The sequence below is a fragment of the Psychrobacter sp. CX10 genome, assembly GCF_057621575.2.
Genome location: NZ_CM177736.1, coordinates 2,670,232 through 2,694,822, shown reverse-complemented (window position 1 = coordinate 2,694,822; position 24,591 = coordinate 2,670,232). Strand labels below are relative to the sequence as shown.

The following is a 24,591-nucleotide window of genomic DNA, read 5'->3' as shown; positions in this document are numbered from 1 at the left end:
TCATTAACACAGCGCAGTGAAACGGTTTAATGTATTCCGTCATAGCGTATTTTTATTGAGTTATGGCAAAATAAAGCGCCAAATATCTTTGCTCATACGCATAAATAATGCGTACAAATTTAATCGATAATTATACCACTTTTTAGCAAAAAAATCTTGTTGTCTTCCATAGCGATCTTATGAAAATTGGGGCTTGAGCTGCGTTACTTTTAACGCTAATTTGATGTCTTTTTGCAGCGCTACGTTTTAGGATGTAAATCAGGCTTACGATGATTCATATTGTTCATTCATATTGTTCATTCATATTGTTCATTCGTATTGTTCATTCGTATTATCCATACGCATTACTCATTCGCATGATTTAAAGGAACAACCTGACCTTGTTTCACGTGAAACAAATTTATATCTTCCCATAACATGCTTACTTTGCCAATTATGGCGTCATATAAACTGGTAATAAACACTTGACAGTTTAACTGCGACAAGGTCGTTAATAGCATATCGAGCGCACGCTCATCCAGCTCAGCGGTAATGTCATCAAGCAGTACCACAGGTACGCTAGACATCAAAGATTCATTAGCTATAAACCGGCCGTCATTTGACTCCATTTGTTGCGCATGCACAAGTAACGGCAACTGTGAGAGCTTTAATGCGGTAACCAAAAGCTTTTTTTCACCGCGTGATAAAACATTGGCTGCTTGTTCTCGCACACTACTTTGACTGTCTACGGCTTCTTGATGATGAGTTGAGTCATTCTCTGCAAATGTACGCTCATTAGAAATGCTGTTTAAGACATCATTTGAATTAATATCATTGTCTTTATTGTCTTTATTGTCTTTATTGTCTTTGTTGTCTTTGTTGTCACTGTGATCAGTATTATCATCAGTTAACATAGAACGTTCAGAATGGAGGTGCTGTTGCTCATTACTGTGCATAGCTTCTGTGACGTTAACGGCATGTGATGCTTCTAAATTTGGTTGAGGTCTGAGTGTGTCCATGGCGTGACGTTGTGCTTTTGCTTGGGCCTGTTGTCTTGTTTCCTCGTTATCTATCCATAACACTTGTATATCCGCTCGGTGGCAACCAATACGAGTGTACCCTGCTTGACTGTCTTGTTCTAGTCGCTGCTGTAATAGCTCATCTAATGGCACATCGATGTTATATCCCGCTGAAAATCTCAACTCGATAAATGGCGCGTAGGCAGGTAACAGTTGTTTTAGTAAGTCATCAAATAGTGGCCGCCATTCTTCAAAAGCATGCTTGCGATAATGAGTAATTAATCCGGCGTGGGTAGCTAGGCCTTTATCCCAAGCAGCCAACTCTTTTTTTTGTGCTTCAGATAGGACTTTGGTTTGTTTTAACAACGCATTACGCTGTTTTAGTAACCTTTGATAAGCTATCCACTGCGCATGAAAACCAGGTTTCACGTGGAACGTTATCCAATCGAGCATTTGCCGCCGACTGCCACTCCCTACCTCAAGGACATCCATAGAAGAGGGATCAATAAGCAAGGTAGGCAGCTGTTTGGTCAGTGTACTTTGGACATAGACCGTTTGTTGTCCAAGCCTTAATGAGGTACTCGCATCTTGCGCTTTTTGAATGGCCATACTATTACCGTCTGAGAATTTAGCATGGACGGTGGTATGTGGGTTATGGTGAGAGATGTAGCGCTTTGGCTGATGATGGCGAAAGCTTTTGCCGCGTGAGAGTAGATATAGAGATTCTAATAAGGAGGTTTTACCACTACCATTGGGCCCAATAAACACATTACACTGTGCTAACTGCAAGCTTACCATGTGTAGGTTACGTAGATGATATATGCTTAGCTGGGTCAACATAGACAATACCTTGCATCATTTGTGCTCAATCAGCAGATTATACCGCTATAAATCAATAAAAATGTTAATAAGATGATAGAAGGTCAGACCTTACTTTATCGTGTATAACCTATTTAGCTTAGCTTAGCTTAGAACTTAGAACTTAGAACTTAGAACTTAGCCCTAACCTATTTGATTTGGCTAAAATAAAAAAGCAAAACTTTAGAGTTTTGCTTTAGCAATTTATTAAGCTTTTGTTTATTTAGCTTCAATTTATTTGGCTTTTGTTTAATCAGTTTTTAAAAATATGGTTTAATAAGTTAATATTATTGTGTCTCCTTTGGCCTAATCACTAAGACCAACCTTTACGCTTAAACCATTACAGTACCGTCCCCTATTAAGCTAATTTAAAACTAGATACGCATAGGCATAATTACATATTGATGCTGACTGTCATTTTGTTGATTGACCAGTACGGAACTATTGGCTTGACCCATGTGTAGCTCCACACTGCCCATCAATACATCAAGTACATCTTGCAAGTAGGCGGCATTAAAAGACAGCTCTATAGGATCGCCTTGATATTGCACTTGCAGCGCCTCTACAGCCTCATCTTGCTCAGCGTTATTAGCACGCACTTCGACATTGCCATCGGCAGAGAAGTTAAAAATAACCCCTCTAGATTTCTCATTACTTAAAATAGAAACACGTCGCAGCACATCGGTTAATTGCTCTTTGTTCACCAACGCGGTTTTGTCCGTGTTACTAGGCATAACACGGCGATAATCTGGGAACTTACCGTCTATCAAGCGTGCGGTAAAGGTAACGACAATTGAATCATCGATTTGACCCGTACTGTCAACATTACCAAAGGGCAAGCTAACTTGCAAAAACTCGCGGCCAAAACTTAAGGTCAGATTACCATCGCTATCACCCACCAGTTTACCCAGCTCATTTGCCAGACGCTCAAGCTCAATGACTGCTTTACGCGGTAATATGGCTTGCATTTGAAAATCATCTGCCACATCAATTGCGCTACGCGCCAAAGCTAAGCGGTGACCATCAGTGGCAACCGTGGTTAACTGACGTTGACCAACTTCAAATAACATGCCAGTTAAGTAGTAACGCACATCTTGAATCGCCATGGCAAACTCAGTTTTTGCCATTAAATCCAGAAGCACCGTACGGCTTAAAGTTAGGGGCGTTATATTTGCTGGATTACCCAATAGTGGAAAGTCTGCTGCCGGTAAGGTACCAAGTACAAAGCGGCTTTTGCCACTGGTAATAACGCAGCGCTCGTTGGCTTCTGCTTTGATATTTACCATCGTATCTTTAGGTAATAACTTACAAATTTCGTGCAGCTTATTAGCCGGTAAGGTGGTTGCACCAATATCACCACTTGACCCATTACCAAGCTTTACTTGTGCAGATAGCTCAACCTCCAAATCTGAGGCCGTCAATATAAGCATCTGTTCGGTAATCTCAAGTTTTATATTTCCTAAAACCGCCATGCTATGACGTTTATCTGCTGCCTTAGCAATCAGATTTATGGCTTTTAATAATAGTTCACGATTAATAGTCAGTTGCATAATGATAGGACTCTTTGATTAGGTCTTAATTGTTTAATCTTTTAGTTTGTTCTTATAGTTTGATCTTATTAATTAGATCTTAGAATTTAATATGACACATAATATCTCATAGCACCACAATGAACTTATACAGATTTCGCAGTCACTTAGTATAACTAAATATTATAATTGCTGCATTAAGGTAACTGTGGCGAATTTATTAAGACCATTTAAGGTTATGATATCCCAAGCTATACTCAGAGTGAAGCGGCACAACTTAGCCAAGAATGGCTTTAAATACTTATGAAAACACCACAACTTTATCCCGCTTGTAGCGTCATGGCTAATGCTTTGTACTCTTTATCTAAAGCCGGATCTTCACTACGCAGCTGAGCAACCTTATCGCAAGCGTGCATCACCGTGGTGTGATCGCGGCCGCCAAAGGATTGTCCTATATCAGGATAGCTATCTTTGGTCAGCTCCCGCGCAAGCGACATGGCAATCTGACGCGGCCTGGCAATACTCCGAGTACGCTTTTTACCCATCAAATCTTTTACAGACACATCATAATACTCAGCCACAACTTTACGTATATTATCCATACTTACAGCTTGAGAGCGAATCGCAATCACATCTTTTAGGGCATATTGCACCATATCAAGATCGATAGCATTGCCTGTTAAATTAGCATTGGCAATGACTTGATTCAAAGCCCCTTCCAATCTACGCACGTTGGAAACCACATTTTGCGCAATAAACAAGGCACACTCTTTAGGCAGCATCACATTAGACAAACTTGCCTTTTTTTGTAAGATCTGCATTCGTGTTTCCATCTCAGGTGGTTCAATAGCCACTGCCAAACCTGATGAAAACCGTGAGCGAAATCGTTCATCAAACTCTGTCATCTGTGAAGGATGACGGTCAGAGGCCAATACCACCTGCTTGCCCTCTACCATGAAATCAGCGAATAAAGAGAGAAACTCGTTACTAGATTTGGTTTTGCCTGCCAATACGTGTATGTCATCAACAATCAATAGATCAACACGTTTAATCTTCTTTTTAAACTGCTCAATCTTTTGATTGCGTAAAGCAGAGACCAACTGATTGATGAATTTTTCAGAAGAAAAGTAGTAAAAACTTTTACCTAACTTCAGATACCGGTGTGCAACTGAGTGCATCAGATGGGTTTTACCTAGTCCCGAAGCGCTATATAAAAATAGGGGATTATGGCGATTTTGTGACTGTTTTTTACCAAGCTCTAAACACGCTTTATACGCGAGCATATTTGACTTACCACTGACAAAAGTCTCAAATGTAAAATGAGGGTCAATATAGCTGAGCGCTTTATCATTGGTAAGATTGCTTCCAGATCGAGTACGCGTATCAGCAGCACGTGATGTATTTTGTTGAGAAGATTCAGGCGCACCTGTTGCTAGTCCATCCACAGCATCAGTGCTATCGTTTTGAGCGCTGCTTTCTACTTGAATGACAACGTCGTCTATTTGACCACCGCTATGCTTTTTGGCCAATCTCTTAATTTCTTCAACATGGTTTTTACGAACATGAGAGACAAAATATTGGTTAGGCGCAAGTAATTCTAAAGTATTACCCGTAACTTTTGCGGTTAACGGGCGTAGCCACATCGTAAACTCATTTTCTTTGAGTTGATACTTTAAATCATTAAGACATTCATCCCACACTGATAAACCATCTGACATGAGTCACTAATCCTAAAACTTTACCTACCTTAAGGACTTGCCAATCCTGAATACCTGCAAATTTTAAGGACAGATAAAAACATACGTAAAAAAGAGACGTGAATATTTTCATATTCCGTACGACTAATGTGATAACTTTAGCATATAATATCTAAATTATCACTTTATTTATTCTGTGGATAACTTTGTTAGTAAGCCTGTGTATAACTTTTAATAAGAAGTTATACATAGATTAGTAACAGGTTATGCACAATGATAACCACAATATAATTTATTGATTTAATTAGAATTATTATAGTTATTCACAGTAAAACCATACACTAATAATAACAAAAGAACTTATATATATAATATTATAGGGTAATTACCTTTTTGTGGATAACTTCAATAAGCGTTAAAAGAGTTTACTAAATTAAACGTCTTATTATCAAAGGCTTTAGCAGGCATATGAGTGAATATTAAATCAATTAATTTGGTTAAAAATTCAATATTGATGAATAACTGAATATCAAAATAAGTTTGATATTTATTTTTTGGGAATGAATTAATAGAAACCCAAATGGGTCCTAATAACGAAGGTAGTTGTGGTTTAAGTCTGACGCTAGCTTTCGGTTTAATTTAACATATAGAGTTATGAAGCTTTATGCATATTGGACTTAGCTAGCATTTATTTTGTCCATACCCTTTATTTATAATCTTCAAGTAATAGACTACAGATATTAGCTATTGTTACCATATAGCCCACATAGATAGTATTCCAATACAGATGATTTTATTGTTTTAGTGTATGCATAAAGAAACTCATCAGGGTTTAAGGCACTGGTATCTGATTAATGCCTTTAATTATTATTGACATCAGGCGTTTACAGTGGCATAATCGCTCGTTATTACAAATTCTTAGTGAAGTCTACCTCAACTTATTTGTTGATTATCTATAGGTGATTTATGAAACGTACTTTCCAGCCAAGCGTTATCAAACGCAAACGCACCCATGGTTTCCGTGCTCGCATGGCAACTAAAAAAGGTCGTCAAGTTTTAGCACGCCGTCGTGCAAAAGGTCGTCATCGTTTAACCGTTTAATTCATATTTCAATTAATCAGTTCTAATGGCATAACCTAATCGTATTGTAAACAAGTTGAATTCTATGATAAAAAGCACCTAAATTAGGTGCTTTTTTATTGCGCATATTTAAGTCATGCTTAAGTTAGACTGTTTAGCACATCTTATGAATAAATTATTTTACTATTGGTTCTTCAATGATAAATTTTACCTATCCTAAAACTAAACGTTTGCTCAAACCCGATCAATTTAAAACCGTTTTTAATAAACCTCTATTTAAAGTACATCAAAATCATTTGATGGCATTTGTCAGTGATACAGGATACTCTGAAGCTCGATTAGGGATGGCCATCACCAAAAAGAAAGTGCCGACAGCCGTTGCTCGTAATAGAATTAAACGTATGGTACGAGAAGTATTTAGACATCAACAGCATGACTTACCGCATGTGGATATTGTTTTTATTGTCAAACAGTCAACTAAGAGCCTAAGTAACGATGCCCTATATAAAGAAATTATGACTATTATGGCACAGACTAAAAAAAAGTATGAAAGGCATAAGCCGCTCAAAGGGTAATAAGCATAGCGGCGTATTCATTTAATATCTTATCAGAGGTACATATAAAAGGGGGCCAGTCTATCATGATGACATCCATGTTATCCAAACTGCTCTTGTCTCTTATTAAAGGCTATCGTTTTTTTATAAGCCCCATTATGCCTGCACGTTGCCGCTATTATCCTACTTGCTCAGATTATGGTCTTACGGCTATTCGGTGGCATGGTCCACAAAAAGGAGGATGGTTATTGGTAAAGCGTTTATCACGTTGTCATCCTTTAGGCGGTCATGGCATAGATTTTGTACCGTTACCTCTATATCAATATACCTACAAGCCTGTTAGCAAGATTTTAGTTAATCAGCAATATGTTTCACGTGAAACTTTATTTATTGCTCGAGGTGTTTATGTGGACACCAGTAGTTATATGTCACATTTATCTAAACGTTTAAAACGTTAAACTCTAAAGACTTATTTATATAACAATAGTTAAATCAAAACAGTTAAATCAAAATAATTCAATAATAAAATTAACGAATAGAGTTGACTATGCACTGATAAACATAGCTGTTGGGTATCTATATCATTTACGAGGTTTTTTTAGTAAAATAGTCATCATTTTGTAACCGCTATAGATGTATTTATTAAAGTGCTGTCGATTTAACATTGAGTCATTGATACGCTGAAGATATGACCGTTACGTCTTTAGAGGCTCATTTTCAGATTATTTAATTTAAGTTGTTTAGGACAATCTTATGCAAAAGATACTACGGGTGCTCATCATCATCGCGATGTTGATTACCGCTTATTTGTTGGTATTAGCCTGGCAAAAGGACTATGCCGATAAGCCACCTGTTTCAGAAGATGCAGTGACCCAACCGGTAACCACTGTCGCATCCTCTGCTGATATCCCGACCAGTACAGGTGTGAGTGATATCCCTGCGACCGCAGCCACCGATGTTCCCAATGTTGGAACTGTTGGAACAGACACTGATACAACCAAACCTGAAACACAGGCATTGATAGACGTTCAAACAGATCGCTATCAAATCAAAATTGATCCTGTAGGTGGTGACGTTGTTTATGCCGCTTTGCGCGATTATGATGCCACGCTCGACAGTGAAAACCCGTTTGAATTACTTGAAATGTCTGGAGACCGAGTATACATTGCCCAGTCTGGTTTAATTGGTGAAGATGGTGTGGATACCCCGTCAGGGCGTGCTAAATATAGCTATGATGCGACAAGCTATATCTTGCAACCCGATCAAGAAACTTTAGAGGTGCCCTTAACCATCAAACAAGATGGGGTCACGATTACTAAGACCTTTACATTTACCAAAGGTAAGTATCCGATTGCGGTGAATTACAACATCAATAATGCCTCTAACAAAGCTTGGAATGGCCAGATGTTCGCGCAGCTAAAACGTGATGGCAGTAAAGATCCTGGTATGGCTGATAAAGGTGCCTTAAGTATGGCAACCTATCTTGGGGGTGCTTGGGGCACGCCAGAAGATGAATACAATAAGCTCAAATTTAAAGACTTTAATGATGAGAAACTAACCGCGTCAAGTCAAGATGGCTGGGTAGGTATTGTTCAGCATTATTTTGTATCAGCATGGACACCCGAAAACTTCACAGGCAGCTTTTTTGCACGTGAAACGGGCGGCGACTATTTTATTGGTATGAACAGTCAGCCTATCGAAGTGTCTGCTGCAAAACAGAAAAATGTTACCGCGACATTATATGCAGGCCCTAAAGATCAAACTGCATTAATTGAAGTGGCGCCAGGTCTTAACAAAACTGTAGATTATGGATTCTTATGGCCCATCTCTAAAGTATTGTTTGCAATCTTGGAAGGCATTCACAAAATCGTAGGTAACTGGGGGTGGTCAATCATTGCGTTAACCGTCTTGGTTAAGATTGCACTGATGTGGTTCTCAAACAAAAGCTATTATTCGATGGCAAAAATGCGTGCGATTGCACCACGTTTGCAGGCATTGAAAGAAGAGCATGGCGACGATCGTATGAAGATGTCGCAAGAGATGATGGCCATTTATAAAGAAGAGCAAGTCAATCCAATGGCGGGTTGTTTGCCTATTTTGTTACAAATGCCTATATTCTTAGCCTTGTACTGGGTATTGGTAGAAAGCGTTGAGCTTCGTCACGCACCATGGATATTATGGATTCAAGATCTATCAGCAATGGATCCTTGGTTTATTTTACCAATACTGATGGGTGCAAGTATGTTCGCTCAGCAGATGTTCAGCCCGCAACCTACTGATCCTATGCAGGCGAAGGTAATGAAGTTTTTACCGATCATATTTACCGCATTTATGTTGTTCTTCCCGGCAGGTCTCGTTTTATATTGGACAGTGAATAACTTATTCACGATGGGTCAGCAGTATGTGGTAAATAAAAAGGTAGAGCGCGAACAAAGAGAAAGAGCCGCAAGAATGGCAAGCTAAATAAAAACGATAACTCATAAGTCATTTAGCTTATTTAGAGCATCCATATGTCAGCATATGGGTGCTTTTACTTTATAAATGGTATTGTATATTTATTGTGTTACACCTACCATGATTAAGCTATAGTCAAAGAATTCTGAAATGGTAAAAGGCAACTATATTAAAGTACGATACAAGTAGGCTTAGCGAATTAAATACCGTAACCATTTAGTAGTTCACTGACTATATGTGTTTATTTTGGTCAATAGGCACGCGTAAACCACTCATCATTTGCGTTATCATTAGCGACAATTTATCAGTTGTATTTAAAACAGCTTATACTGCTAATGATTGCCCTTATTCTTAAGGTATATGAATCACTATGAGCCATACTAAAACGATTGCTGCTATAGCCACCCCCATTGGTAGAGGCGGCGTCGGTATCATTAGACTATCAGGATCTAAAGCTTATGACATCGCTTGCCAATTAACAGGGAAAGCGGATTTTAAACCTCGATTAGCGAGCTTTTGCAGGTTTTATGACGCCGATGACAAGGTGCTAGATGAAGGTGTGGTTCTGTATTTTAAAGGGCCTCATTCGTTCACTGGTGAAGACGTTATCGAGTTGCAAGGCCATGGGGGCGTCATACTTCAAAATCAATTATTGGCGCGCGTGTTCGAACTTGGTGCATCGCAAGCTCAGGCTGGAGAGTTCTCTTATCGAGCTTTTGAAAATGATAAACTAGATCTGCTTCAAGCCGAAGCGATAGCCGATGCTATTGATGCCACTAGTGCTGCTGCCGCGAGCAGTGCCATACGCTCCCTTACTGGTGAATTTTCAAATAAAATTAATCAAGTGTTAGAATCTTTGATAGAGCTGCGTCTTTATGTAGAAGCTTCTATTGATTTCCCAGATGAGGAAGATGTTGATTTTTTGAGTGATGGTATTATTGAGAATAAGCTGACTGATATTCAAAATAAGTTAACCCACATACTGGCTACTGCCCAGCAAGGTCAATTATTACGTGACGGGGTGCATGTGGTTTTGGCGGGGCGTCCTAATGCAGGTAAATCTAGCCTTCTAAACAGTTTGGCGGGACAAGAGCGTGCCATCGTGACTGAGGTAGCTGGGACAACTCGTGATACCCTACAAGAGACGATTGTTTTAAACGGATTAACGATTCATTTAACCGATACTGCCGGTCTCAGAGATACTGCCGATACGGTAGAGCGCATCGGTATACAAAGAGCGCATAACGCCATCAAACAAGCAGATTTGCTACTTTTGGTGTATGATTTATCTAAAGAAGTTGATCCTATTCAATTGTCTAAAGACCTGTTTGCTACCCAGAATACATCAATGTCGAATTTGGAACCTGCTAAGTTATTACTCATTGGCAATAAGCGAGATTTGGTTGACAATAACTTTATCGATAGTTCTGTTAAAAGGGTTTCGACACAGACAAACCAAATGACCACGTTACCCGATAAGGTCATTATTGAAGGTTACGAACAAGTTAATGTTTCATGTGAAACATCACAGGGCTTAGATGTTCTGATTACCACATTGTGTGACAAGGTCGGTTTTCATCCCCCGGAAAATAGCCTCATTGCCCGTACTCGACATATTGACGCACTGAAACGGACGCAACAACATTTAGATGATGCTTATGAGCAACTGGTTGAGTTTCAAGCGGGAGAACTGGTGGCTGAAAGTTTGCGTCAGGCCCAATTTAGCTTAGGTGAAATCACAGGCGAATTTAGCGCCGATGATCTATTAGGCCGAATATTTGGCAGTTTTTGTATTGGTAAATAAATCAACAAGTCGGTATTAACCTATAAACTTAAAGTACCCTTTAGTTTTTTAATTCGGTAACTTGATCAGGCAACTTTAATCCGACAACTTTAATCCGACAACTTTAATCCGACAACTAGATACAACAGCCAGATAAAATATTGTTAGGAACCTTTAAACCACGTCTTGAATCCATAAAAGATATTTTAAGCGTGCAATCTAGCTTTGTATTTGGATTTTTATAAATTTATAACGTGAATGATTGACTTATTATCAAAGAGAAAAAGTATGCAATGTCCCTACTGTAATGCCGATGACACCAAGGTTATAGACTCAAGGCTGGCGGCAGAAGGTGCTCAGGTTCGTCGTCGTCGTCAATGCAATCAATGTCAAGAACGCTTTACGACATTTGAAGTGGTCGAAGTGGTTATGCCGCGTATTATTAAATCAAACGGTAGAATAGAGCCTTACGATGCGCAAAAATTAAGACGTTCGATTCAATTACCGTTACAAAAAAGACCGGTCACCTTAGATGAACAGGAAGCCATGATTAGTCGTATCGAAAAACGCATACGTCAGTTAGGTGAGCGTGAAATAAATAGTAAGGATTTGGGCGAAATTGTCATGATTGAGCTTAAAGAGGTAGATGACGTGGCATATGTACGTTTCGCCAGTGTCTATAGAGACTTTCAAGATATTGAAGCGTTTAGGCAAGAATTACAAAACATTCGCCCTTCTGGTTCAGATATGACATAACAAACTTGCCTAAGTGATTGTTTTATAAATTTAATTCTTTAAAGCTTTGTTCTTTATAACTTCATTTCTAGGATAAAAGCATTTTAAACTTAACTTAATCGTATATTTCCTATACTTTATACAATTAATTATGGTTATGATTAAGTTCTTAAACGATCTAGCCTCAAACTCCAAATAAAGAGTATCTCATGTCACCACACTCTAAGACCTCATCGCCAAACTTAGAGGTAACCTCCACACAGTTTTCAGTATCTGATAGACAGCCCCAAGACGGCTACTTCATGTCAATTGCGATTGAAGAAGCTAAAAAAGGTCTATTCACCACCCGCCCAAATCCTGCGGTAGGATGTTTAATTGTTAAAGATAACTTAATAATTGGTAGAGGGTATCACCCGAAAGCAGGAGAGCCTCATGCCGAAGTTTTTGCGTTAAGAGATGCTTTAAATAATAACAAAGCTAATATTGAAGGCGCGACTGCATACGTTACCTTAGAACCTTGTAGCCATACAGGACGCACACCACCCTGTGCTAAAGCGTTAATTGAATCAGGAGTCGGCCGTGTAGTTATCGCGGGACTTGATCCTAATCCTCAAGTCGCTGGACGCGGGGCTGATATGATTATTAAAGCTGGTATTCGTGTGACTGTAGGTGTTGCTGCTGAGAGTGCTGAAAAGCTTAATTTGGGGTTTTTAAAAGCCATGCGAACCCAAATGCCTTACGTCAGACTCAAAATTGCAACCAGTTTAGATGGTAAAACGGCCATGGCTTCTGGACAGTCAAAGTGGATTACAGGTCCGGCAGCTCGAGAAGACGTACAGAAGTTAAGAGCGTTGAGCGGTGCAATTATCACTGGCAGTCAAACTATTATTGACGATAATCCTTTATTAAATATGCGCTCTACCCAGCTTGGAGTAGATGTAAATGACGTGCCGCAACCAAAGATTTTCATTCTTGATAGACGGCAACGTTTAGCAGGATCAGACTACAATGTTCTACAGAATTCATCTACCCACATTGTTCATGACTCTGATCTCAAAAAGTTATTAGCGCAGTTAGTGAGTGAAAATCAGATTTATGATGTATTGGTAGAGTCGGGTGCGACGCTTGCAGGCAGTTTTATTCAAGCAGGTTTAGTTGATGAGCTGGTGGTATATCAAGCGCCCTGCATATTAGGACATGCGGCTCGTCCGATGTTGAATATAGACTTACAACATTTATCTCAACAATTACGTTTACAACTTATTGATAGCTCGCGTATAGGTAATGACTTAAAAATAGTTTACAAACCAATAAAATAAATTAGGGTCAGATAATCCATTAAATATTTAGTAAATATTTATGGTTTATTTAATTAATATCTGTCTGTCTCATTGAGTTGTAACTTTAGTATAGTAGCTACATATAGTTCTCTAAATCAGGAACTACGAGTTATATTAAGAAATTTTCACTATGTGACTTAATAAAGGTAGTTTAAAGTTATCCACAATTCATATCTCATATATAAAGTTTATAGCATTAAGTCTAGCTGTTTCACATGAAACTGTGGATTAAATAGGTTTCACATGGAACATTAATGAATCTTAAATTCGTGAAAATGGTTATTATGTATAGGTTTCACGTGAAACTATGAAATATTTATTTGTAGGCGCTAATTAAGGGGTTGGTTGTGGATAAGTATTCAATTTTGAACACAATTAAATGGTTTAAAATCCTAGAATTAAAGTTATCCACAGGTTAAGTTAATAGTTACCATTTGAAAAAGGGTCTTTTATGTTTACAGGAATTATAGAAAGTACGGGCATTTTAAAATCTATAGAGGAAGTTGGTGGTGACGTTCGATTAACAATAGAGTCGAAAAGTTTAGATTTTAATGATATTAAATTGGGAGACTCTATTGCCAGTAATGGGGTTTGTCTAACTGTAGTTTATATAAGTAAAGATAGTTATTCAGTAGATGTTTCACGTGAAACTATGGATAAGACAACAATGGGAAAGTGGCAACAAGGAGACACATTAAATCTTGAAAAAGCCATGCTTCCGACCACACGTTTCGGTGGACATATGGTTTCAGGTCATGTTGATGGCGTGGGTACTATAGAGTTAATGCAAGAAGATGCGCGTTCAATTTATATCGAAATAGCCATACCTGATACTTTAAAAAAATACGCAGCGACAAAAGGCTCAATCACAGTAGATGGCATTAGCCTTACCACAAATTTGGTCAAAGACAATATTGTATGTTTAAACATTATTCCGCATACAGCTGAAGTCACTAATATAGGTAAACATTGGAAAGAAGGTGCACAAGTCAATATTGAGGTGGATTTAATTGCTCGCTATCTAGAAAGATTGAACAGTGCTGATGCTGGATAATGCATATCGAAGTTAATCTGGACTATATTGATTTCTTATATTTAAAATTTAAGCCCCAATGGATTGCATAATAAGCAATAACTCAACTTTGTTAATAAAGAGACTGATATGAGTTCACCTAATTCGTCACAATTAGCTAAAAAACGACTTATTTTTGCAGGCACACCTGAATTTGCTGCCGTAGCACTGCAAGCTTTGATAGAACAACGTGATGCGCTAAATATAGAGATTGTTGCGGTTTATACCCAGCCAGACCGTAAAGCTGGACGAGGTCAAAAGCTAACCGCATCGCCCGTTAAACAGTTAGCGCTTGAGCACAATATTCCTGTAGAGCAACCCCTTAGTTTTAGTTTAAAGAAAGATAACGGAGCTGTTTCACGTGAAACTTTAAAACACTATCAACCCGATGTGATGGTAGTCGCTGCATATGGCTTAATTTTACCACTGGGTGTATTGAACACACCGACCTTTGGTTGCTTGAATATTCATGCGTCGCTTTTACCCCGTTGGCGGGGAGCAGCACCGATTCATCGTGCCATATTAGCAGGTGATAAGCAGACAGGCATTACCATTATGCAAATGGATAAAGGCTTAGATACCGGCGATATGCTGTATAAAGTGGCATACGATATTGCCGCTGATGAGACCACTGCCAGTTTACATGACAAAATGGCGGCGTTAGGTGCTAAGGCGATTATAGAAGTTTTAAAAGACTTACCCAACTATCAAGCTCAGGCTGAAAAACAAGACGATAGCTTAGCGAATTATGCGGAGAAATTGAGCAAAGCGGAAGGTGAAATTGATTGGAACAAGTCGGCGACTCATATCGAGCGTCAAATACGCGGTATGCATCCTTATCCGGGAGCTTACACCTTTTTGGCAGATTCAGAAGACGAAGGTGAGCCTAAACGGGTAAAAGTCTTATCAGCCATGTCAGTAAATTCTTCACAAACTACGGGCGAAAAGCCGGGTACGGTTATTAGTGTTGGTAAACAGGCTATCTTAGTGGCTTGTGGTAAAAACAGCCCAGATGATGACGTGGCAACTACCCTGCGTTTAACCAAGTTGCAATTTGCAGGTAGCAAACCTGTCACTGCTGAGCAAATCTGTCATGGTAATCAGCTTGATAATGGCGATCGATTTGTATCACAAAATTAAGTTCAATCAAGTAACCCTATATTAATCCGAGCAAATATATAATTAGGCATTCAATGAGCAATAATCAGCAGTATCAATCGAAACCAAAAAATGTGCGTGTGGCTATTATCAATACTTTGCTCGCCATTCAACAAGGTCAATCATTAAGCACGTTATTAGATCCACTACTCAATAGTTTGGGTGGCGATGATAAAGGTTTTGCACATGCCTTATTACTCACAACTTTACGCCATTGGCATGCAACCGCACGCTTGCTAGATAGTTTAGCGGACAATCCAATTGATGAGATTGAGGTGCGTACCACAATTCAATTGGGTTTGACTCAACTGTTGTACTTAAATGTGGCTGACCATGCAGCGATTCATGAAACGGTAGAAGCGGTCAAGCAGATCAAATTTGATCGGGCATCAGGTCTGGTCAATGCGGTACTGCGTAAAGTAGCTAAAAATCCGAATAAATTTCAAAAAAAGGCCAATAAAAATCACAGCCTGCCTAATTGGTTGGCTCAGCAGTTAAAATCAGATTGGCGAGATCAGTATGATGAATTAACCCAAAGCCTGCGCCAGTCCGCTCCGATGTTTTTGCGGGTTAATAACTTACAAACCGATTGTGAACGCTATTTGGCACAACTTAATGAGGCAGAGATAGCAGCAGAATTGGTCTCTTTAGAAACCTCAATAAATACTGAGAACGCTGATGAAACGGTTGCTATTAATCAACAAGCTATAGCGCTAATAGATAGCGTGCCTGTGAGTCGCCTGCCCGAGTTTGAGTCGGGTATTGCTAGCGTACAAGATGCGCATGCTCAATTGGCGGCGCCTATTATTGATGCGCTACTTCAAAAAGTGATCATTGCTAGTCCAACTGAGACTGTACGATTACTAGATGCCTGTGCTGCGCCAGGGGGGAAGTTGGCGCATTGGCTTGAGTTACTAGGTGAGCGGGAAGAGCAAAATACAGGTTTGTTTCACGTGAAACAACCTAAAGAATCGACGACTCTCTTTAATAAAGTCGAGCTAACGGCTATTGATAACGAAGCACCACGTATTACCCGTATTTTTGAGAATTTAGAACGGTTGCAATTGCCCGCGCCTATCGTGAATAGCAAATTGTATTTGGACATCGAATGCGTGGATGCAACCACTTGGCAGGCAAAAGAGACAAATAATAAATCGACTGGCTTTAATGCCATATTGCTTGACGCACCCTGTACCGCAACCGGTGTTATTCGCCGTCATCCAGATATTGCCTTACTGCGTACCGAGGAAGATGTGCAACATACGGCGCAGTTGCAAGAGCAAATCTTAGATAATTTATGGACGCAACTAAAACGTGGCGGTTACTTTTTATATGTCACTTGTTCGATATTAAAGCAAGAAAACGTGGAACAAATGCAGGCATTTCTTGAGCGTCATGATGATGCGGTGGCTGTGGCGTTTGACGATGAGAAAACTAATTGGGGCATTGAGCAAGCGGTTGGTCGTCAGTGTTTGCCTCTTGATGAAGCAACTCAAGCTGGCGGTGATGGGTTTTATTATGCGGTATTGAGGAAGGTATAGTATTACGCTAGTATGATTTTAATTCATTTAACTTTAGGTTAGCCCTATGAATGATTCTCAGAAGTCAAAAGCAATAGAATTATTAACTGAACTCTTAAACGAAGACTCATCGGAAGCTGATCAAGCAGCTATCTGTGAAGAATTACAAGAACTATTACCTGATCCACGTTGGAGTAATTATATTTTTTGGAGTAATGATTATAACAATGAAGATGGGTCTTTAAACTTTGAAAAGTTCTTTGACAAAGTCATCTCATATTACAATACGGATGAGTATAAAAGGAATAAAAGAGTTATCGAGCTTGCAAATATGTTAATAAAAAAGGATTTCTCTAAAGTAAGTGAGTTGGATATTGTTAAAGAAATGAACAAGCTTTCGTTCGACCCAAATTGGGCTAATTATATTTTTGTTGAAAAAAACTATTTTGATGAGAATGGAAATCTTGATGAAGAAAAATTCATAAGAAAATTATTTCAAATTTAGTTCATTGAATTACAGCTTAAGTAGTGCAGTTTCTCTTAGGACGGATGGCAAACACTGTGATTAGATAGATATCAGTAAAATCAACATTGGTCACGTAAAGTAGATGTTTGCTTATACCACTCTAAACAGCATAGTCTTGACTGACATCTGATAAGTAGTATTGGAATGCTTTACTTGATACATTATAGTTTGTTTTTAGTCAGATACTTAATATATTAGTATTAAGAACACTATCAACATTGCAATTTGAGATAGAGGTTTTCATGAGTAATATATTAGTCGAGTTACCTACAATATACGACCAAGCGAATGGTCTTCAAAGTATTTTAATCTCTCGTGCTACTGGGGGAGATCCTAAAAATCAAGACTACATTCTATTAAGAAAAATAATTCTTGAATCGAAGTTTAATAATTTAGTGCCCGACTTTGTTAGACATAAAAGAGATTTGAATCAATTTTGGCAATTTATTAAGACCAAATATGATTCTTATGCTGAACGTAGAGCCTTTATTTATGGCGAATTTCAAAGTTTGCTTAATGCTATAGAGTTTGATAGATCAGGTATCACTCCTGCTTTTGACAAATCTATTGCCGTTATAAACTCAGGACATATTGATGCTATGTGGAAGAAAGCTACAGATCGTATGGAGAATGACCCCGAAGGGGCTATTACCTTAGCGAGAAGTTTGATTGAATCTGTCTGTAAACACATTTTAGACCTTGAAAGAATATCTTATGATAAAAACACAGATTTATCAGAACTATATAAACGTACTTCAGAATTACTAAAAATGTCAGCTAGCCAGTACGAGAAAAACCTAATTTTTAAACAAATTCTTGGAGGTTGCTCAGGGATTGTTAATGGTTTGGGACAATTAAGAAATAATGTAGGCGATGCTCATGGACAAGGAGTTATTAATATTAAACCTAAACCAAGACACGCTGAATTAGCAGTTAATCTTGCTGGTTCAATGTCACACTTTCTACTATCAAGCTATAATGAAAGCTACAAAAGCTAAAGTAGTAGCATGGATGCTAAGCTACTTTCAGGTTCGGATGCATTGCACCCACACTACGGTACTTTAACCACTCTTAACTCATCCTTTAAAGGACTGGGGTATCTAACGTAGGAGCGGTTTAGCCCAAATTGCAGCGGATATACTTGGTGTAGCATAAGGTTGCGGGCGCTTAGCAAGGGGCAGTATCGTGATAGCAGGAATGCAACTTGCTATTAGCGCCCGCCCTTATGCCAACCAAGATAGTAGTGGAAAGCTGGATTAGCTACAAAATCCAATCATACCTCTATTTAATATGGCTTATCTCTCAAAATATGCTACTCTTTTTCTAATCTAATATTATAAGACTCGTAGATAGGACAAAACATGAAATATATCAGTACCCGTGGTCAAACTGAGCCGATGGATTTTAGCGATGTGTTGTTGATGGGACTTGCGCCAGATGGTGGTTTGATGTTGCCAGAGAGCTATCCGAAAATTGATGGTGCGACTTTAGATAAATGGCGTAAGCTGAGCTATCCCGAGTTGGCATTTGCGATTATGCGTCTGTATGCCACCGATATTGATGAAGCAGACTTACAAGATATTATTGAGCGCACGTATACGGCTGAGGTTTTTGGTTCTGAGGACATTGTGCCGGTACGTAAATTAGAAGATGATTTATATATTTTAGGGTTGTCTAATGGTCCCACGTTGGCATTTAAAGACGTAGCGATGCAGTTTTTGGGTAATGCGTTTGAATATGTGCTCAAAACCAAAAACAAGCGTTTAACCATCATTGGTGCGACCAGTGGGGATACCGGTAGTGCAGCAGAATATGCGCTACGTGGTAAAGACAATATCGAAGTGTTTATGATGTCGCCACATGGCAAAATGAGTGCGTTTCAGCGTGCGCAAATGTACAGCTTGACCGATGCTAATATTCATAACATTGCGATTAAAGGCATGTTTGATGACTGTCAGGATATCGTCAAAGCATTGCAGCAAGATGCGGATTTTAAAGCAAAATATAGTTTAGGTACGGTGAACTCGATTAACTGGGGTCGTATCTTAGCGCAAATCGTTTATTACTTTAAGGCGTATTTCGCTGTCACTAATAATGATGCCAATAACGATAAAAAGGTTAGCTTCTGTATTCCTTCAGGTAACTTCGGTAATATTTGCGCCGGTCATATTGCTCGTGAGATGGGTCTGCCAATTGAGCGTTTAATCGTCGCTACTAATGAGAACGATGTGCTAAACGATTTCTTTAATCAAGGCAGTTATAGCCCTCGCCCTGCGGAACAAACGTATGTGACCTCTAGCCCGTCTATGGATATTTCCAAAGCATCTAACTTTGAGCGCTTCATTTATCTGTTATTGGAAAAAGACAGTAAGCGGGTGCATGAGTTGTTCGATGGGGTTAAATCAGGTAAAGGCTTTGATTTGTCGGATGTGTTAGAAGCGGTGAATACTCGTTATGGCTTTGCAGCCGGTAAATCAACGCATCAAGACCGTCTAAACACCATTAAAGATCTGTATGAAAACTACAACGACTTAATTGATCCGCATACTGCCGATGGCGTGAAAGTAGCGCGTGAACTACAAAAAGACGGTGAGGTTATTATTTGTGCAGAAACGGCACTGCCAGCCAAGTTCTCTGAAACTATTTTTGAGGCAGTGGGACAAATTGATATTGAGCGTCCAGAGCACACCAAAGACATTGAAAGTCTAGAGCAGCACGTGACAGTTTTGGACAACGATGCCAGTTTGGTCGCCGATGAGATAAGAGCGGTGGTTGCGCCTGCTTAATAGGTATGCTCGTTATTATTGGTATAGGTCTAACCTTTGCGTGTTATGGACTAAAGCTTTAGGCGGGTAAAACAATTGAATGCTTGCTAAGTGGTCAATCTAAGTCGTCAATTATTTAAGTAGACAACTATTTAGGCCACTAAAATGCTCTCTATATCAAAACTTATGACTTATTTTTACTAAATACTATGACTTCACCCTAAAAATGTAGCAAAATAGTGGCATAACTCGACTTTTGGATAATTCAATGACCCCATCCTATCGCAACAAAATAGCACATACTATGTCGACCGTGGCACTAAACCAGACCGCAGTATTTAAGAAGTGGCTTATAGTAGGCATGTCAGCAGCTATGTTATTTAGTGCAACGGCTACTCATGCCAACAATCCACCACCTAAAGTTAAGCCAGATGCGCCAAACCGCTATGTGGTAAAAAAAGGCGATACCTTGTGGGATATCTCGGGCCGTTATTTAAATAACCCTTGGCAGTGGCGTGAAATATGGGCGGCGAACAAACAGGTGAAAAATCCCCATCTCATATACCCTGGCGACATATTATTGATGTGTATCATCAAAGGGGAGACCTTAATTGGTATTGATACGGGTGAGGGCTGCGCTGGGATTGAACGCAATATGACTAAAGCGGCGACTCCGCAGCAGACGGTCACCATCACCCCGCTAGATAACAGTATTCCTCCCATTCCGTTATCAGCAATCATGCATTGGCTAGATAAAAATACCATTGTCAATCCAGAACATTTTAATGCCACGCCTTATGTACTGGCCTCTAAAACAGGTAATCTTATTACTGGTGCAGGCGATAAGATTTATGTGAAAGGGGCGCCGCTAATTGTCGGACAGCGCTATGGTATTTATCGTGAAAAGCAGCCCTACGTTGACTCACGATCTAAAGAGTTAATAGGTCTTGAAGTACAACAGGTGGCGTCTGGCAGAGTAATGAGTGTTGCTGCCAATGGTATCTCCAGTCTGCAGTTGCTAGAGTCTTTTGATTCTGAGGTACGTGAGGGCGATCGCGTCTTTATCGAGACCAGTCCGCAATTGCCACCCGTGTTTTATCCTAAAGCAGGTACTGCAAACAGAGGCGGACAGATCGTTAGAATTATGGATTCTATTAGCAGTGCTGGCGCCGGTGACGTCGTTGCAGTGAATTTGGGTAGCGAAAATGGGGTAAGTGCTGGTGATGTATTCACCATATTCCAGCGCGGCGCATTGGTACGTGATGTCTATGACAATGATATGGCGGTACGCCTACCAAGTGAGCAAGCGGGTCATCTTATGATATTTAAAACCTTTGATAAGATTAGCTATGCCTATGTCCTAGATTCAGAATTAGCATTGAGTGTGGGCGACCGATTATTACCGCCAACGCTTAGATAAAATTGACTAAAATCAGTTGAACAGTAGGCGAAACCATGAGTGTTAATAGACACTTATCTGGCTTATGCCGCCCAGTATGAGTTGATTGCAAAAATAGACGTCTACTGGAATTAAAATGTATAGGATATTTGATGAGTTTTAAGAGTTTGCAAGCAGGATGACAGTAACGATAAACGATAGCCGCCCAGTTAGTGATTCAATGATGTCTCAAGGTTTGAGCGATACCCAAAAGTCAATTTTACTACTATGGCAGCGGGTGAATACCTCGTTGTCTGCCTATCATAAACTATCCAAACACTTTGGTGATGCAAGGCTTGCCCTCCAAAGCTCGCCCGATACTTGGCGTGCGCTTAAGATTCATGCAAAGCATATAACACGGCATGTTGAAGCCAGTGCAGAGTATGATATACAGTTTTTGGCTCACATTGAACACAGCGTAAAGACAGGCGAGTATGGTTTGTTGTTTCTACAAGATGAGCGCTATCCTTTACAGCTTGCCGCTTTATTTGATCCACCGCCTGTCTTATTTGTCCGGGGTAATATCGATCGATTAAATCAATCGCAAATAGCCATTGTAGGCAGTCGTAAGCCCACCCCTAGTGCACAAAAATTGACATTTGATATGGCGCAGTATTTAGCCAAATCAGGTTATATTATTACCAGTGGGCTGGCGCAAGGGGTCGATGCACAGGCACACATGGGTGCTTTATCGCAGCCTGTAGACTGTGCTGGTCGCACGGTAGGCGTTATGGGAACAGGTATCGATGTTTGCTATCCCAAACAGCATCAAGCCTTGTTTGATCGGATCGTTAAGGAAGGCGGGTGTATTATCAGTGAGCTATTGCCTGGCACCCTACCAAATAAGCATACGTTTCCAAGACGCAATCGTTTAGTAGCGGGTTTAAGCTTAGGTACAATCGTGACAGAAGCTCAGATAAAAAGTGGCTCAATGATCACCGCACGTCTAACCTCTGATCAAGGTAAACAGGTATTTGCTATGCCAAGTACCGTTGATAACCTTAATGCACAAGGGTGTCATCATCTTATTCGTGAAGGGGCGACACTGATCTATCATCCAGAGCAAGTAGTCAGTGATTTGTCGCATCAACTGGTTACGCCCATACAGCGTCAACATATAAAGTCTCACAGCGAATCACTTACTGCTCATGCTGCTGAGTTTTCAATTCCAAACTCTGTTCAACATCCGGTTCAAAACTCTTCTGCAGCCTTAAATTCAGCGTTTGATGACACTTCTAAAACAATTTCGGCTATTAAGAAGCCATCTAATACCTCTCAACCGATTGAACCTATAGCATCAGCATTTATGGCAGACGTAAAAGCGACTGGTTTTGCATCCATGCCATTAGGTAACCAAGCAACGTTAAGTAAGCAAACCTCATTAAGTAACCAAGCGCCTGTACCTAAGGTCTCAATTCCCTCGCATTTGCAACCATTATGGACGCATATAGATTTTGATGGTCAGGATTTAGATATATTGGTACGTAAAACACAAATTGACACATCTACCTTATTGAGTCAACTAATGGAACTAGAGCTTTTAGGTAGTTTGGTGCAAATTGGTGGGCGATACAAACGTATATAACAGGTTCATTGGCGTACAGACAGTTTTGATACTTAAAATCGTTATGATTGAAATCACCTTATGATGAATGTGACAAAAGACCCCAAACAAGCTGCCGAATGGATTAATCAAGGTAAACTTCTGGCTTATCCTACAGAAAGTGTTTGGGGCATCGGTTGCAATCCATATGATGAAGTAGCAGTCAAAAAAATCCTTGCCATCAAGCATAGACCGCTTGAAAAAGGAATGATAGTGGTCACGGATAAGGTGGATCGTATTCAGTCATTATTGGCAAACTTACCAATATCTAAGCGTGAACAGGTTGCTCAAAGTTGGGAAGATAAAAACTCCAATACAGAGTCTCTAAATCACAAAAATGAATATCAACAAGCACATACTTGGGTACTTCCATTAGCAACTGATGACTCGGCGACCAAACTGTATAGACCAATTCCCAAATGGATTACAGGGCGTTATGACTCTGTAGCGGTACGTGTTATTGCACATTCTTTGATTCAGGCGCTTTGTCAAAGATTGGTTAGCGATAATAATCCTTTTGGGTTTTTAGTGTCGACCAGCTGTAACCCCTCGCAGCTCAGCCCTGCCACAACCTTTGATGAAGCATTCGCCTATTTTGCGAACGATATCTATTATCTACAAGGTGAAACCTTAGGATATACCTTACCCAGTCAGATCAAGGATGCATTGTCAGGAAAAGCTTTAAGATAAGGAGCTGGCACGCAGCAGTTTAACGTAATTAAGGGTAAAAGTTTTTCTTGCAAATAGAATGTTAATAATTTATTATTTCTGTATTGACTGAAATATCAGAAACAAGTATATTTTAAAGCATGATAATAATTAGTTATAAAACATAAAACACTTAAAGCCAGTAAGCTATAAAAAGAGCAGTCTTAGCCAATACAATCATTTGAAAGGTTAAAGTCAACGTATGAAATTGAATCCAGCAACAGAACAATTTGTATTGCACTGGGGAGAAATGGGCTCTCAGTGGGGTGTTAATCGCACCATGTCACAGATTCATGCGCTGCTCTTCATCATTGGCAAACCGCTTAACGCTGAAGAAATAACCGAAACGTTAGGGGTAGCACGCTCCAATGTCTCTAACAGTATCAAAGAGCTTCAACATTGGGGCTTGGTACAGAAGGTTTCTATCTTAGGCGATAGACGTGATCACTTTACTACCCAGCAAGATGTTTGGGAGCTGGCACGTGTTATTGTCATTGAACGTCAAAAACGTGAGCTTGCGCCAACGGTGCAGTTTTTGACAGAACTGGTTGAAAGCTCAGAATTTAATCAAGAAAATAGCGATGTGCAAGATCGTATGCTTGAAACCAGAGAGTTTGTCGAAACAGTAACTAGTTGGTCTGATGAAATGCTTAGATTACCAACCAGTACGTTAAAAAAGATTCTAAAACTTGGTGCGAGAATTAAGAAAAAAATTCGTTAAAAATTTTATATAATTATTTCACTCTTAACAGAAATAACTAAAAATAAAGAAA

General features: G+C 39.5%; 20 protein-coding genes. 17 read left to right on the top strand and 3 right to left on the bottom strand.

Annotated features, from left to right (window positions below; genetic code table 11):
- Nucleotides 1–344: 344 nt before the first annotated feature.
- The 3 genes from recF to dnaA all read right to left on the bottom strand — a co-directional run bounded on the left by recF (nucleotide 345) and on the right by dnaA (nucleotide 5,103).
- Nucleotides 345–1,838 carry a DNA replication/repair protein RecF gene (recF, locus tag AC21OH_RS10875; RefSeq protein WP_487371517.1) on the bottom strand — a complete coding sequence of 498 codons (1,494 nt, stop codon included), beginning with the start codon at nucleotides 1,836–1,838 and terminating at the stop codon, nucleotides 345–347.
- A 392-nt stretch (nucleotides 1,839–2,230) separates the two neighbouring features.
- Entirely contained in the window at nucleotides 2,231–3,406 is a 1,176-nt protein-coding gene (gene dnaN, locus AC21OH_RS10870; RefSeq protein WP_487371516.1) for a DNA polymerase III subunit beta, read from the bottom strand.
- Nucleotides 3,407–3,705: 299 nt separating this feature from the next.
- On the bottom strand, nucleotides 3,706–5,103 hold the full coding sequence (gene dnaA / locus AC21OH_RS10865) for a chromosomal replication initiator protein DnaA (protein WP_486536245.1): 1,398 nt from the start codon (nucleotides 5,101–5,103) through the stop codon (nucleotides 3,706–3,708).
- A 945-nt stretch (nucleotides 5,104–6,048) separates the two neighbouring features.
- Between dnaA and rpmH the strand changes: the two genes are divergently transcribed.
- The 17 genes from rpmH (at nucleotide 6,049) to AC21OH_RS10780 (ending at nucleotide 24,539) form a co-directional block, all read left to right on the top strand.
- Nucleotides 6,049–6,183 (top strand): 50S ribosomal protein L34, encoded by a 135-nt coding sequence (gene rpmH, locus AC21OH_RS10860; protein WP_007394757.1) that lies wholly within the window; start codon nucleotides 6,049–6,051, stop codon nucleotides 6,181–6,183.
- A gap of 176 nt (nucleotides 6,184–6,359) precedes the next feature.
- On the top strand, nucleotides 6,360–6,737 hold the full coding sequence (gene rnpA / locus AC21OH_RS10855; protein ID WP_487371147.1) for a ribonuclease P protein component: 378 nt from the start codon (nucleotides 6,360–6,362) through the stop codon (nucleotides 6,735–6,737).
- A gap of 65 nt (nucleotides 6,738–6,802) precedes the next feature.
- Nucleotides 6,803–7,174, top strand: coding sequence for a membrane protein insertion efficiency factor YidD (gene yidD / locus AC21OH_RS10850; RefSeq protein ID WP_487371148.1), 372 nt, complete (start codon nucleotides 6,803–6,805; stop codon nucleotides 7,172–7,174).
- Nucleotides 7,175–7,469: 295 nt separating this feature from the next.
- The gene (yidC, locus tag AC21OH_RS10845) at nucleotides 7,470–9,179 is read left to right on the top strand and encodes a membrane protein insertase YidC (RefSeq protein ID WP_487371149.1); all 1,710 of its coding nucleotides are present in this window, start codon (nucleotides 7,470–7,472) and stop codon (nucleotides 9,177–9,179) included.
- A gap of 361 nt (nucleotides 9,180–9,540) precedes the next feature.
- Entirely contained in the window at nucleotides 9,541–10,974 is a 1,434-nt protein-coding gene (gene mnmE / locus AC21OH_RS10840) for a tRNA uridine-5-carboxymethylaminomethyl(34) synthesis GTPase MnmE (protein ID WP_487371150.1), read from the top strand.
- Between the two features lie 267 nt (nucleotides 10,975–11,241).
- A complete protein-coding gene (gene nrdR, locus AC21OH_RS10835; protein ID WP_486536250.1) occupies nucleotides 11,242–11,709 on the top strand; it encodes a transcriptional regulator NrdR in 468 nt (155 codons plus the stop codon).
- A 281-nt stretch (nucleotides 11,710–11,990) separates the two neighbouring features.
- Nucleotides 11,991–13,007 (top strand): bifunctional diaminohydroxyphosphoribosylaminopyrimidine deaminase/5-amino-6-(5-phosphoribosylamino)uracil reductase RibD, encoded by a 1,017-nt coding sequence (ribD, locus tag AC21OH_RS10830; RefSeq protein ID WP_491140422.1) that lies wholly within the window; start codon nucleotides 11,991–11,993, stop codon nucleotides 13,005–13,007.
- A 472-nt stretch (nucleotides 13,008–13,479) separates the two neighbouring features.
- Entirely contained in the window at nucleotides 13,480–14,082 is a 603-nt protein-coding gene (locus AC21OH_RS10825; RefSeq protein ID WP_487371152.1) for a riboflavin synthase, read from the top strand.
- A gap of 108 nt (nucleotides 14,083–14,190) precedes the next feature.
- Entirely contained in the window at nucleotides 14,191–15,240 is a 1,050-nt protein-coding gene (fmt, locus tag AC21OH_RS10820) for a methionyl-tRNA formyltransferase (RefSeq protein ID WP_487371153.1), read from the top strand.
- A gap of 53 nt (nucleotides 15,241–15,293) precedes the next feature.
- A complete protein-coding gene (locus tag AC21OH_RS10815; RefSeq protein ID WP_487371154.1) occupies nucleotides 15,294–16,799 on the top strand; it encodes a transcription antitermination factor NusB in 1,506 nt (501 codons plus the stop codon).
- 46 nt (nucleotides 16,800–16,845) lie between these two features.
- Nucleotides 16,846–17,283, top strand: a complete 438-nt coding sequence (locus tag AC21OH_RS10810) for a hypothetical protein (RefSeq protein WP_487371155.1) — start codon at nucleotides 16,846–16,848, stop codon at nucleotides 17,281–17,283.
- A gap of 263 nt (nucleotides 17,284–17,546) precedes the next feature.
- Nucleotides 17,547–18,302, top strand: a complete 756-nt coding sequence (locus tag AC21OH_RS10805; RefSeq protein ID WP_487371156.1) for an abortive infection family protein — start codon at nucleotides 17,547–17,549, stop codon at nucleotides 18,300–18,302.
- A gap of 363 nt (nucleotides 18,303–18,665) precedes the next feature.
- A complete protein-coding gene (gene thrC / locus AC21OH_RS10800; protein ID WP_487371157.1) occupies nucleotides 18,666–20,090 on the top strand; it encodes a threonine synthase in 1,425 nt (474 codons plus the stop codon).
- 247 nt (nucleotides 20,091–20,337) lie between these two features.
- Nucleotides 20,338–21,489: a LysM peptidoglycan-binding domain-containing protein gene (locus AC21OH_RS10795; protein WP_487371158.1), complete on the top strand. Its 1,152-nt coding sequence runs from the start codon at nucleotides 20,338–20,340 to the stop codon at nucleotides 21,487–21,489.
- A gap of 202 nt (nucleotides 21,490–21,691) precedes the next feature.
- The gene (dprA, locus tag AC21OH_RS10790; protein ID WP_487371168.1) at nucleotides 21,692–23,092 is read left to right on the top strand and encodes a DNA-processing protein DprA; all 1,401 of its coding nucleotides are present in this window, start codon (nucleotides 21,692–21,694) and stop codon (nucleotides 23,090–23,092) included.
- A gap of 60 nt (nucleotides 23,093–23,152) precedes the next feature.
- Nucleotides 23,153–23,800 (top strand): L-threonylcarbamoyladenylate synthase, encoded by a 648-nt coding sequence (locus AC21OH_RS10785; protein ID WP_487371159.1) that lies wholly within the window; start codon nucleotides 23,153–23,155, stop codon nucleotides 23,798–23,800.
- Nucleotides 23,801–24,020: 220 nt separating this feature from the next.
- Nucleotides 24,021–24,539, top strand: coding sequence for a GbsR/MarR family transcriptional regulator (locus AC21OH_RS10780; RefSeq protein ID WP_487371160.1), 519 nt, complete (start codon nucleotides 24,021–24,023; stop codon nucleotides 24,537–24,539).
- Nucleotides 24,540–24,591: the final 52 nt, after the last annotated feature.